Consider the following 13341-nt stretch of genomic DNA (forward strand, 5'->3'; position numbering starts at 1 on the left):
CATAATGAGGTCTGTGCATCAGACAGGAGAAGAAATGCAGATAAGGGGGAAGATCAGTGGAATTGAAGAGAATTGCAAGAAAAGGCATGCTTGGAATCTTAATTGTTATGCTGACCGCTCAAGGTTGGCTTACGGGTTGGAGTGGAGTCGAACAGGGAGCATATGCTGCACACGTATTAAGTGCAAATGGAATAACGAATACTGTTCCTGCCGTGAAAGGAACGAATGTGGATAGTTCAATACCATTCGTTATTGATTTTGATAAACCTGTTCAGAAGGCACCAGGTACACAAAGTTCAATCTTGATTAAGCGTTTGGATGACAATACAACGATGGGTTCGGTGCTGGTATCCAGTGAACAAGTCGTGATTGATCCCACACCACCGATTACAGATCCTACGACACCGGATGCGGGAGACAGTACGCCTGTACCAGCTATTGGCCTACGAGTGACGATTACACTGGGCAAGACTCTACCGGGAGCAACATACTACGTAGAGATAGATAATAAATCATTTGTTTACGCGGACAATACTGCATTTCCGGGACTGACTAACAAAGAGTGGACCTTCAGTACTTTGGGGCTAGGCTCAGCTTCCCTTGTGAGTAGAGTTCCTGATAACGCAGCAATGGTATCCCCTTCAACTAAGGTAGTGATGACGTTCGATAAGCCTGTAACCGCAGGTAGAGGGAATCTCATTATTTATCAGGGAAGAGTTGGTGGTACTGTATTTGAGCAGATTCCAGTAAACGCAGGAGCACCTCGAATTACAGGTTTTGGAACCAATACGATTACGATCGTTCCCACGAATAACTGGAACAACAACACTACATATTACATCGTAATGCCAGAAGGTTATTTGAGGGATAGCAATGAGAATGATATCAGTGCAATTAGTGGGAATGTTTGGGGATTCAATGTCATATCCGATCCGACGTCCCTTATGGTATCTACTGTATCTCCCGCAAACGGTACTACCAATGCACCATTAACGGGAAAATTAACAGTTACGTTCAACAAAGAACTTGATCCGAATTACATTCAGAATGTAACGCTCAAAAAATCAAATGGAGCAACCGTTGCATCCAAGACAGTCATGAATAGTGCAAACAATAGACAATTGCTGATTACACCTGCGAACGCATTGGACAGCAACACGAATTATGTGGTAGACATCCCAGCCAATACGTTTCGTGATAAAGCAGGAAATACATTTACAGGCCTTAATGGGTCTACATCATGGGCCTTTAAAACATTAAGTGCAGATACAACTGCACCTGTGTTGAAGAATGCTAAGATGCATAGCAATAACACCATTCGCCTGACTTATGATGAGTGGCTGTACAGCACTAATTCGCTGAGTAGTACTTATGCTGTAACTGTAAATGGTGAAAAGAGGAATGTCAGCTCCACTTATATCTCAGGTGACAGTGTATATGTTGTCTTGGATACGGGTGTAGCAGTAGGACAGGTTGTGCGGATCGCATATGCACCCGGTACTACAAGTAATCGTCTTACAGATCAGTCTTCCAATGCTGCGGCTGCTTTTGGCGCAAGAGATGTGGAGAATGGTTTAGATTCTGTTATGTCCAAGCCGCGAGAAGGTAACGTGTATTACAGTACAATGACGTTGTACTATCCTGAGACGGTATATATCACTTCAAGTGATGCAGCAAGACAATTCAGTGTAACTGCGGATCAGTCGGCTGTAGGCATCAATAGCATATCAATCAATGGCAGCTCTGTGGTTACATTGAATCTTAGTCGGTCAATTACGGATGGTGAAGTCGTTCGTGTTGCATACACGCCAGGTTCATGGCCTGTAAAAGATACACGTGGACAGGCTCTTGCTGGATTCAGCGGCTTCTATGTCCGTAATTCAATTGATACCAAACCACCTGAGTTTAAGAGTGCTGAGGTGAGTGGTAACAAGTTATGGATGCGTTACAATGAACCACTGAACACGACGAATAAACCGCTCAACAGCCAATATTCTGTTCTGGTCGATGGTAAGCCAGTCTTCGTTAATGCTTCCGAGATCGAAAATGATCTGGTTACGTTAACGCTGGCTTCAGCGGTGAAGGATACACAAAATATATCTCTATCATATGTACCTGGGGCATTGCGATTAACGGATCTGAACAATAACCCAGCAGGATATCTCAATCTGACTCCAGTAACGTACACATATGGAAATGGCAAAATCCTTTCGGCTACGCTTCAGGGAGACACGGTTCAGATTAATTTCCGTGATTCAATCCAGTCCCAGGCTGCACTAACAGCATCTCAGTTCAGTGTAGTGATTGGTAATTCAACCACAACTGTATTGTCTGCTTCAGCTTCTGGCTCTGTGGTGACGTTGAAAGTGGATACTTCAGCAGTAACATCGACAGCTACTCAGACGGGAACGGTGAGTTATGTACCTGGGGCAGTGCCGTTACGGGATGCGTCGAATGTCACGATAACAGCATTTGGTCCACTTACGTTACAACAGACGAATAATAGTTCGAACAATAATCAGTCGGGAAACCGTCCTTCCTGGTTGTCGGAATTGGATGCAACGAGCTATGGTCAGTCTTTACTTGTGATGAATAATACTACGGCTTCTGCTGTATCTGCGATGTCCCACTATAATCGGCCGACTCGTCAATTCAACGTGGATGCAACCAAGTTGATTCAGTCCTTTGAATACGCTGGAGCAATCGGGAAATTGACTCAGCCGGTGGTATTTGAGATTCCGGACAGTGAATCGGCTGCGTATGTTGGATTCCCATTAAATGCACTGACTCAGATTGCTGCAAGTTATCGCACAGGCACTATTGGTGTGAAGTATGGCGATCTTCTCTGGACGGTGCCGCTGTCTAATTTAGATATGGCGGCTATGAGTCGGAGTGTAGGAACGTCAAACACAAGTACAACGACAGGAGCAACGGTTCCATCCTTATACGTTCAGTTAGAGACGGTACCTGTCTCTTCATCGGGGACGATGGAAGGCTTGATTGCAGGTGCAGGAGCGCAGAAGCTTGGCAACTATACGGACGTATATTTGTATGCCGGTAATGGAACAAGCGATCAACGTGTAGATCAGAATATCAAAAGCCAACTGGCCATGCAATTGGCTGCCAATACCCCAAGTGTAACATCTGGATTTACGTATATCGATCCAGTTACGTTTAGGTTATCCAATGTACCTAGTTCCTTTAAAAATACGACAGGTGGTGTAGTTGTTCAAGGACAGCTGAATGGCAATCAGTCAGTAGTCCCTGTTAACAACATCGTTAGTTATCCGGATACGGCGTCACACTGGGCTAGTGAGGTCATTAAGGAGCTCTCTGCCAAATGGATAATTAACACACCGGGTGGTTCCTTCTACCGACCAAATGAGAACATAACACGTGCGGAATTTGCTGAATTGGTCGCTAGAGGTCTAGGACTGAATGGAGAACCTACTGCAGCAAGTCGTTTCCAGGATGTTCGTAGCGGTAGTGTGACAAGTGCCTATATCGGTGCTGCTGCTGAAGCGGGAATCATTACAGGAAATACCGATGGTACGTTTAAGCCAGATCGCCCCATTACGCGTGAGCAGATGGCACTTATGATGGTACGTGCGATGAACTACGGTGGGAAAACAGTCTCTCTTCAATCTTCGGCTGCTACCACTCTATCCAAGTTCAAGGACAGCAACAAAATCCAGTCCAAGGATTCTGTTGCCAAAGCTGTGCAGGAGGGAATCATTCAAGGCATGACAGCCAGAACATTTGAACCTCAGGGAAATGCAACTCGTGCACAGGCAGCAGTGATGTTGAAGCGGGTTTTGGACAAATTAGGATATCTATAATAGTAATTAGCTCTTTATCTTAGTGAAGCGAAATCGATCAGGGGAATAAGTTCAACTGGTTGGTTTCGCTTCTTTATATTATAAAGTCATAAATTTCATGGATAGAGGGTGTAAATTTGCTTAAAAAAATGCTAGTTTTTGTCCTCGTTCTGGGGTTAATATCTATACCATCACTGGCGTATGCTCAAGATAATAAAGAATCCATACAACTGTACGTAAATGAAAAGCCAACAAATATTAAACTGATGACAAAATCAGGAACGGTGTATGTTCCGTTTCGAGAGTTTATTCAACTAATGGGGTACCAAGCGGATTACTCAGTGGTAGATCGAGAGATCTCAGTTAAGATCGGGAAATCAAAATTTATCTTTCTACCGGACGATGGTTACATTAGTGGATCGGGAGATTACTACGAATTACAAAGGCCAGGTATTCAGATTGATGGAAAATTCTTTTTACCTATCCGTTATGCCGCCTGGTTAACCAAGCATGCGGTTAAGTATGATAAAAAGTCGAATACGGCGTGGATGGTGCAGTATGGGTATGGTCAAGAGAAAGAGATACTTGATTTGATAACAACATATGATAGAGCTTTCACTGTAGAACTACTAGCTTCAGATCATATGCAGAGATCTTATTTGACGGATAGTAAGATAGCACCCCAAGTGAGCGAAATCCCTGATCGAATCTACAATGTCGATATCACAAGCATTACATATGAATCTGCGAACCAGGCATTATTGTACGTTACTTATATTCATAATAATCAGGTAATGGACGACCAGCATGAGATCGTATTCAGAATTAAGAAAGAAAATAATATGTGGAAAATACTTCAGGATCGATATCTTTCCAGTAATACTACGCTTCCAGAAGATATCGATAAATCTGTACATACGATAAAAGAGAATTTTAATGAGAAGCAACAAAATGTCCTATCTGACCTCAGGCAATATTATAGAGCGTTTTAATCAGAAAGACTTTGATTTAACGTATAAATACACTTCGCCATTTGATATTGGACGAATGAACGCAAATGCAGTTGATGAATGGAGAACATGGGAGCACATTACAAGAGCTTCCTTTGAGTATGGAGACACTACGTATCATATGTCTAATGAACGAGTCGTGTTTCTTGGGGAGAAGCAAGCTGTTGTCCATGCTACGATGCAATGGAGTAGTGTTTCAGAGAAGATAGAGCAACATAGTTCTGAATATAACGCACTAATCTATCTTGATTATGCCAATGGGCACTGGAATTATAGTGATGAATTTAACATTGATGCTAACTATGAAGAAACCAATAGAGAGTTACCTGAAATATTTTTTCCAGAATTATAATAGGATTCAACATAAATCAATATTGTTCTAGAACTCAGGTGTGCAGTTAATGCCGCGCCTGGGTTTCTTTTTGCCAAGAATACCCTCAAAGTTAGCTGGGGGCGTAACTTTTTCCACAAAAAGCAGTCTATTAATAGAAGAGTATACTAGAGATCTCGCTATCGGCTGCCCACTTGGCAGTGTTCGTGATGTCTAAGATTGATATACAAGATGGGAGAGACGTTTCAGACATGCTGGGGAAACATGAGAAACAGCTGGAAGACGTTAAGGGCAGTAAGGTGAAGAAATGGGCGATTGTGACGCTGGCGGGTGTGATCTGGATTGCACCGGTGATGAGCGCAGGTGGGCAGATGTGGTCAGGCACTTCGTGGCAATCGGTGGCCGCTGCAGCATCTACAAATACAAGCAAGTTGAGTGAAGAAATCCTGACTTCGGGTGCGAAGCTCATGAAATACAGATATACAACAACACGTTCCGGTTCCAAGGTCAACGTACTGGCGGATGTAGTCCAGGTGGATCTGCTGAACCCGTATGTGAAGCTGGATGTAATGACAGGCAAGGGCGGTAATCTGAACAGTAAACAGAGCACAGGTGCCATGGCCAAGGAAAACGGTGCAGTAGCTGCTGTAAATGGCGATTACTTCAATGTATCCGGGGAACTCTCGCCAATTGGTGGACAGGTCTCCGATGGCGTGCTGGTCTCCACACCTTCCGAACTGTCAGGCATGTATGCCCTCACGGTGACCAAGGATGGCAAACCGATGATCGACGAGTATTCTTTTGACGGAACTGTGAAGGCACAGGATGGTTCAACCTTTGCTTTGCGTGGGATAAATAAAGAGGATTATACGGTAGAGTCGGGTGCGGTGAAGTATAGTCATGCCAACTCGATGTATATTTATACACCGGCATGGACATCGAGCAAACGACCAAATGATCCTTCCACAACTCCAACAGAGGTTCTCGTGCAGAACGGAGTAATCACCCAAATCTCGGATAAAAAAGCGCTAAACATGACGGTGCCGAAGGATGGGTACATTTTGCGTGCGCATGGAACAGCGGCGACATGGATCATGAGCCATCTATCCGTTGGGCAAACCTTGGATGCGGATTACAAGCTAAAAGCCAAAACAACCGGGCAATCGGTTGATCCTAGTAACCTGGAGATGATGATTGGCGGTCATACCATTTTGGTGAACGGTGGAAAGGCAGCTTCCTTTTCCCGTGATATCGCATCTTCCGGCATTGGTGGCATTCGTGCCAGAACGGCAGTAGGATACTCCCAGGATGGTCGGTATGTCTACATCATCGCAGCGGAGAAAAACAGTAACAGCAGCGGGATGTCGCTGACGGAACTGCAATCCTTTATGACCAGTGTGGGTGTCTGGAAAGGCATGAACCTGGATGGAGGCGGCTCCACAACAATGGTAACACGTCCGTTGGGTGAGCAAACCGCTGGTCTGACGTTCAACACAGAGTATGGCACCGAGCAACGTCAGGTTGTAAACACGCTAGGTGTGTTCTCTACGGCTCCTGTAGGTAAACTGAAGGGCTTTGCCGTGAGTGGTAGCCAAACGTTGCTGGTGGGTCAAGAGGGCAAGTACACAGCCAAAGGATATGACACCTACTACAACCCGATCGCAACAGGCGATATCAGCATGTCCTGGAAGTCCAGCAACAACAGCATCGTGAGTGTCAGCAACGGTACAATCAAAGGCGTGAAGCCAGGCACAGCAACGCTGACGGCAACGAGCAATGGAGCTTCATCCTCGATTAAAGTATCGGTATTGGGTGGAAGTGAATTGGCTTCCCTGACAGCAGGATCGGGTCTCGGTTCGCTCCAAGCAGGCACAACGATGTCCATTCCTGTAACGGCAACAACGAAGAGCGGACAAAGTGTGACGGTTCCGGCAGACTCGCTGACATGGGAATTTATCGGGTTCAAAGGTAAAGTTACTGCTGACCAATTAACGGTATCTTCCGTTAATTCTGGTGCACAAGTAGGATATGCGATTGGTCGTTATGATGGTTACAGCACAGTCGTTGTACTCTCGGCTTCTGCAAGTGAAACGATCTGGGAGAACTTCGAAAACGTGAATTATCCGATTAACTTCACAACGAACGCAGCGGGTGTAACTGGTACGGCAACAGTCACAGCAGGAACTGGTGAAAAAGCCGGCTCCAATGTACTGCAACTCGGTTATGATATGACTGCTGGAACAGGCAAAATGTACGCTTATGCACAACTGAATGGTTCTACTGGCAGAGAGGTATCTGCAGCGGCTACGTCGATGTCGATGGATGTTATGGGAGATAAAAGCCTGAACTGGTTACGTGCCGAATTCACAGATGCCAATGGCAAAACGGTATATGCCGATCTCGCCAAGGCGATTGACTGGAACGGGTGGAAGAAGCTGAGCGTGGACCTAAACGGACTGAACATCGCCTATCCGGCGAAGCTGAAGCGGGTCTATGTGGTGAACGTGGAAGAAGGTCAGGATGAGCGTGCGAAATCAGGTACGGTTGCTTTTGACAATATCGCATTCACGATGCCTTCCAAGTCCAGTGAAGTCGGATTGCCTACGGGTACAGCTTCGCTTGTGCTTGGACAGAAATCGATGACGGTGAACGGAACGAAAAAAGTGATTGATGCAGCACCGGTCCTGAAAAATGGTACAACGTATGTGCCAATCAAACATGTTTTGGACGCTTTTGGTGGTCAGGCAAGCTGGGATAGCAAAAATCAGCGGATCACGGTATTACGTGGTGGCAAGCTGATTGATTTGATTGTAGGGCAGAAAGAATTCATTCTGAATGGTAAAAGACAGAGCGCAACTGTTGCACCATACGTAACGGGTGGTAGGACTTTAGTCCCGCTAAGACTCGTTTCCGAGCAACTTGGTCTGACTGTAAAATGGGAACAGAAAACGAAGACCGTTACCATCTCATCGTGATATGGTATGATATATACCGGAAACGATAGAAATGGAGTCGAACAAACGTGGATTTACAAGCCGATGCCATAGACCGCGTCATTAAAAACGCCATACAAGTCATGGAAAACAGCAAATATCAAATGTTCGAAATTATGGACGCAACTCGCGATGAGCTGAAAACACTCAACGAAGAGTTAAAGTCGGTACTGAAGGAGACGGCGGAAACGATCGAGAAAGTAGATCAATTGGAGCTGAACTACCGCCGTTCCCGGATCCGGCTGACTGAGGTTAGCCGCGACTTTGTCCGTTATTCCGAACATGATATCAAGCAGGCGTACGAGAAAGCAACACAGCTGCAGCTGGATCTGATGATTTATCGTGAGAAGGAAATGTATCTGAAGGCTCGTCGGGATGATCTGCAGAAGCGTGCCAAAAATGTGGAAGCTTCTGTGGAGCGTGCCGAGACCATCGGTTCGCAGATGGGTGTTGTACTCGAGTACCTGTCAGGTGAACTGGGTCAAGTGACCCGGATCATCGAATCTGCCAAAAATCGACAAATGATTGGTTTGAAAATAATTTTGGCCCAGGAAGAAGAGCGGAAACGTATTGCTCGTGAGATTCATGACGGGCCTGCGCAGATGCTCGCCAATCTAGTGCTTAGGACGGAAATTGTAGAAAGAATGCTCATTAAGCAGGATTTTAAGATGGTCCAGGCCGAAATAGTAGATTTGAAAGGCCAGGTTCGTTCCAGTCTTGAAGAAATGAGAAAAGTTATTTTCAATCTGCGTCCTATGGCACTGGATGATCTGGGACTGATTCCAACGCTTCGGAAGTATGTGCAGGATTTTGAGGTAAAAACGAAAATCCGGTCGCTTTTTGAAACAAGAGGTAAGGAACATCGTTTATCTTCAGCCATGGAGGCTGCAATCTACCGCCTCGTGCAGGAAGGTCTGTCGAATGCTGCAAAGCATGCTTATCCCACTTATGTTGTAGTGGAAATTACATACCAGGCTCAGCTCGTCAAAATTGTCGTTCAGGACAATGGGCTTGGGTTCAAACCGGAGCTTCTTGCCAAGAAAAGCAAGGATCATACCCACTTCGGTCTGATTGGGATGAGAGAACGGGTTGAACTGTTAGAAGGAAGAATAGAGATTGAATCCGCAGAAAATCAAGGAACCAAAATAGTGATTCATATCCCGACAAACGTGGATAAGGGAAAGGAGTAGCAGGATGATGGAAAACCGTGATACTGGTAAAGCATCGATTAAAGTTCTATTGGCTGATGATCATCAGCTGTTCCGTGAGGGACTGAAACGCATTTTAAATATGGAGGACGACATTGAGGTCATCGGCGAATGCGGCGATGGTATTCAAGTGCTCGAATTCTGCAATCAGGATAAACCTGATATCGTATTGATGGATATCAACATGCCAATCGAAAACGGGGTTGAAGCAACGGAGAAATTGCGTGAGCTGTTCCCTGATGTCAAAGTCATTATCTTGTCCATTCATGATGATGAAAGTTATGTATTTGAGACGCTTCGTAAAGGGGCTAACGGATACTTGCTGAAGGATATGGAGGCCGAGTCTCTGATCAATGCGATTCGTTCCGTGCATGAAGGACATGCGTTCATACATCCGAAAGTAACAGGCAAACTGATCATGCAGCTGCGTCGTATGACGTATCTTAATGAAACAGGGGCAATGAGTGAAGGGGCTTCGAAGGAAGCGGGTGTTAAATTTGTTGCTGGTGACAATAACCCGCTTACACGTCGTGAGGCTGAAGTACTTCGCTTGATGGCAGAAGGTAAGAGCAACAAAATGATTGGTGAATTCTTGTTCATCAGTGAAAAAACAGTAAAAAACCATGTCAGCAGTATCCTGCAGAAGATGGAAGTGGACGACCGTACGCAAGCTGTTATCAATTCGATCAAATATGGTTGGGTTACGCTCTAATAACTTTCTGTTTTTCGTAAAGCAGTATTCTTACGGTAAGTCAGTCCATTGGTTGATTCAACCTAGACGAAGTATAGATTGGTGTTCACTCGCGCCCTTTCCAGAATGTTGGATTGGTCTGCGGGTTAATGGACTTTATCACTGCAAATGAGCAAAGTGCAAGGTTGTGCGGAACATATGTTCAAGCGTAGGCGTGAATGAATGACCTGGCCTGTCTTTCTTCGTCCGGTGTCGATCAGCGTGGAATATGAGTGATAGGAAATGCAAGTGTAACCCTTCAGGAAGTACAGCATATACTTGTTGTATACAGGGATGTTCGCCATGGGTGAGCATGACCTTCCGAGGAGGTGCAGTTGCCATGGTTGCTCATCTGACTATGATTCTGCTCATATACTTCCTGGCGGCAATGGCCGTTCATGCCATGCACCAGCGCCATCTTTCCCGTCCGGAATCTGAAGGTTTCGAGCAGATTCTGCTCATCCCTTCCAATCAGGCAGGGCGGATCGAAGGCATTGTAAGAGAACTTTGCCGGGAATTATTATACCGTGGTAAGAGCTTCAGATTAACCGTTGTTGCTGATCGTACAGAAGCGGAAACGATTACGATTATTGAAAAGCTTATGCAAAGGCAAGGCATGGAGACATCTTATCTGCCTGCTGTCCCTGCTGATATTGAACGGGTAGCACAGACCGATCACACGTTTCGACTGATTGATTTGCGTGAGTCAGAGCAATAAATCATCATGTGAGCGGGAAATGGGATTAACATTTCGCAGATCTACAGTGAAAAGATTACAGCAGAAGCTGTAGTCTTTTTTTGTAATTGTAGCCAAGTCTGCTTTTAAATTAAAAATGGGTTTTTATGCAATCTATGGTTATTGTCTGGGTATGGTGAGTTCATGAGCACTAAAATAAACTTTTCGAAGTCAGAACTCTTAATTTAAAAGTATAGACGATTCAGATTGGAAAAAGTTTCGCAACTTTAAAGAAAGATTCTGGTTATTAGCAGAATTGGTGTGAGTGTACTAGAGGGGATAGATCGGCCCATAAAATGAAAGCAGACTCTTCCATTATATTGACCAATGGTATATTAAACCATATAATTACTTAAAATGGATGTTGGACGTGAGAAAAGTGTGTTTCTGGAAGGGGGTATCTTCTTGAGTATAATAGATAAGACGATCCGAACAGAATTTTTACATTACATAGAGGAAAACAAAATCCTTCTTTATCATTTTGCAGAGAAATCAGGCATTAACTCTGGAACGCTAAGTAGAGTGATTAATGGTTCACAGCCTATATCGGTAAAAATCCTGGATATTATGACAGAATATATGGGGTTGGAAGAAGGATATTTTTATGAACAGTATGTGAGTGAGTTGTTTGATGATTCTACAATGAACTGGAGACGACTGCGTCCGTTTATCACTCGCTGTGCAGAGCTTGGGAAAAACGATTGTATTGAAAGAACAGTAGATCTAATGATGGAAAATCCTTCGTATATCAAACCTTTGTTTGATTGTGCCGAATCATTTAATGCCGAAGGGAGCGCGGAAGCTGCACTAATTATATATCGTAAAGTGTGTGAAGGGGAACGGTACCAGCATGCCGAAAGATTGGCGATCTGTCAGTATCGAATATTCAAGCTCTCGATTAATGATGATCAGCAGAATAATCTGGAATGTGCTGTGCAATTTGATCCGTATGTCGCGCGCCTTAATGAGTTGGATCAACTGGATGCGCTGAAAGATCTGATGAATCTATACCTCTCATTGCGTCGTTGGGACAAAGCGGAACAACTGGCAACACGAATGGGCAAACTGGCGAGGGTGCAGTACAAAATCAAACAGCAACGGATTAGAAGGGGGAAGAGTTATCAGGAGCCTTCCAAACCTTTGTTTGGTTATATTTTATACTCGGATTTGATCATAGCATCAATATATGGAGAAAAGAATGAATATCAGCAGGCGTTATACTATGTCTCATGCTATGAAAATCACGAATGGATTATTGAGAATGATCTTGAGGCGGAGCTTACAAAGAGTCAGTTTCGGGAGTGGGCAACAGCAAATAGGTACCTCTTTGAAATAATGGCAGGAAGAATTGAGATTTTAGATGAGTATGTGGATTATTTATCTACAAAAGAAAATGAGATTCTACGTGGGTTATTTAAGCTTATTAAGGCAGCACTAAATTATAATATGAATATGGATCATGTGTTGGAGCGCTTTAAGACCACAATATCATCATTTATGATCACACATGAGAAGGTGGGGTCTTATACCAATCAGATTATAGATGATCAGTTCGTGAATTTCTTGGCAGATGTAGCGGATTATTATCTAAACTCAGACCGGATTCGGGTTGGGATTCAATTTATACTGGATAGTTTGGCAATCTCAGCTAGAATTAATAATGATGCTTGTATGGTCAGAGGGTTCTGTACATTTGATTCCATTCGGCATTTAGCAACAAACGAAGAGCTTCATAAGTACACTACACTGCTGAAGGAGGTTCGAAAAGAGAGATGAAGATAAAATTCATAATCATTGCTACCATAATTACCATCACAACAATGGTGGTACCATTTAACACGTCTTCTGCTACGGAGAATGTACCACCTGAAGTTCCAGAAATTTTGACGACTAATTCTCATGGTCAAGGTGGTTGGTAGATCTTATTTTATAGATTATAGAGAGTTACCTGTGAGAGAATGGCCACATTTCATTTTCTTATAGGTTTTTTGTATATCTGACATGAATCTTGGTTTTTACATAAGAGGTTACACTATTTCATAGAGGTGAGGATGCTATGAAATATGTTGTGAACAATCAGGAAAGTGACTTGGAACGTGAACGGGAAAGTTTGCACGCGTTGGTTGCGATTTATGGTTTACAACATCCAATCGTAATTAAGCAATCCGAGATTTTAGATGAGTTGATTAATCGATATAATCGAATGTTCTCAGGCATCTCCAAACTAAGTAATACATAACTGGTTCCTGGACATTTCAGACCAATATGATTGAAGTAAACATACATCGTAGAATAAGGTTCATCTAAATGATATATATATAATAGTCTGGTTAGAAGTTGTTCAGCACTTGATCAGCAACCTTTAATTCGAGTTGGGAAATAAACTTTTTGAATGGCTGAATTTGTAGAGTCGAGATTCAATTGGTATAGTGATAAGTAGATTGATCATAAGAAGATTGAATATGGACATGAAGCACATGCTCCGGCGAACAGCCGGGTTGGCATGTGCTTTTTT

9 protein-coding genes are annotated in these 13341 nt (G+C 43.8%); all 9 read left to right on the forward strand.

What is annotated here, in order from left to right; genetic code table 11:
* Nucleotides 1–56 precede the first annotated feature (56 nt).
* The 9 genes from IFU39_RS22900 to IFU39_RS22940 all read left to right on the forward strand — a co-directional run bounded on the left by IFU39_RS22900 (nt 57) and on the right by IFU39_RS22940 (nt 13065).
* Nucleotides 57–3839: an S-layer homology domain-containing protein gene (locus IFU39_RS22900; protein ID WP_192135003.1), complete on the forward strand. Its 3783-nt coding sequence runs from the start codon at nt 57–59 to the stop codon at nt 3837–3839.
* 116 nt (nt 3840–3955) lie between these two features.
* Nucleotides 3956–4810 (forward strand): stalk domain-containing protein, encoded by an 855-nt coding sequence (locus IFU39_RS22905; RefSeq protein WP_192135004.1) that lies wholly within the window; start codon nt 3956–3958, stop codon nt 4808–4810.
* Nucleotides 4770–5180, forward strand: a complete 411-nt coding sequence (locus tag IFU39_RS22910) for a hypothetical protein (protein WP_192135006.1) — start codon at nt 4770–4772, stop codon at nt 5178–5180. Before IFU39_RS22905 ends, IFU39_RS22910 begins: the two co-directional genes overlap by 41 nt.
* A gap of 230 nt (nt 5181–5410) precedes the next feature.
* Complete coding sequence (locus tag IFU39_RS22915) at nt 5411–8134, forward strand: stalk domain-containing protein (RefSeq protein WP_192135008.1); 2724 nt, start codon at nt 5411–5413, stop codon at nt 8132–8134.
* A 47-nt stretch (nt 8135–8181) separates the two neighbouring features.
* Entirely contained in the window at nt 8182–9342 is a 1161-nt protein-coding gene (locus IFU39_RS22920) for a sensor histidine kinase (RefSeq protein WP_192135010.1), read from the forward strand.
* A gap of 7 nt (nt 9343–9349) precedes the next feature.
* A complete protein-coding gene (locus IFU39_RS22925) occupies nt 9350–10072 on the forward strand; it encodes a response regulator transcription factor (RefSeq protein WP_026081439.1) in 723 nt (240 codons plus the stop codon).
* Nucleotides 10073–10403: 331 nt separating this feature from the next.
* A complete protein-coding gene (locus tag IFU39_RS22930; RefSeq protein WP_143781457.1) occupies nt 10404–10808 on the forward strand; it encodes a hypothetical protein in 405 nt (134 codons plus the stop codon).
* A 423-nt stretch (nt 10809–11231) separates the two neighbouring features.
* Nucleotides 11232–12602: a helix-turn-helix domain-containing protein gene (locus IFU39_RS22935; protein WP_192135012.1), complete on the forward strand. Its 1371-nt coding sequence runs from the start codon at nt 11232–11234 to the stop codon at nt 12600–12602.
* 280 nt (nt 12603–12882) lie between these two features.
* Nucleotides 12883–13065: an aspartyl-phosphate phosphatase Spo0E family protein gene (locus IFU39_RS22940; protein ID WP_100528416.1), complete on the forward strand. Its 183-nt coding sequence runs from the start codon at nt 12883–12885 to the stop codon at nt 13063–13065.
* Nucleotides 13066–13341: the final 276 nt, after the last annotated feature.

Origin of the sequence: Paenibacillus sp. CFBP 13594 (genome assembly GCF_014842675.1) — a bacterium.
Lineage (GTDB): Bacteria > Bacillota > Bacilli > Paenibacillales > Paenibacillaceae > Paenibacillus > Paenibacillus amylolyticus_B.

Coding starts and splice junctions, on each gene's coding strand:
- IFU39_RS22910 (WP_192135006.1), top strand. CDS start 4,770: ATGTCCTATCTGACCTCAGGCAATATTATAGAGCGTTTTAATCAGAAA.
- IFU39_RS22915 (WP_192135008.1), top strand. CDS start 5,411: ATGCTGGGGAAACATGAGAAACAGCTGGAAGACGTTAAGGGCAGTAAG.
- IFU39_RS22925 (WP_026081439.1), top strand. CDS start 9,350: ATGGAAAACCGTGATACTGGTAAAGCATCGATTAAAGTTCTATTGGCT.
- IFU39_RS22930 (WP_143781457.1), top strand. CDS start 10,404: ATGACCTTCCGAGGAGGTGCAGTTGCCATGGTTGCTCATCTGACTATG.
- IFU39_RS22940 (WP_100528416.1), top strand. CDS start 12,883: ATGAAATATGTTGTGAACAATCAGGAAAGTGACTTGGAACGTGAACGG.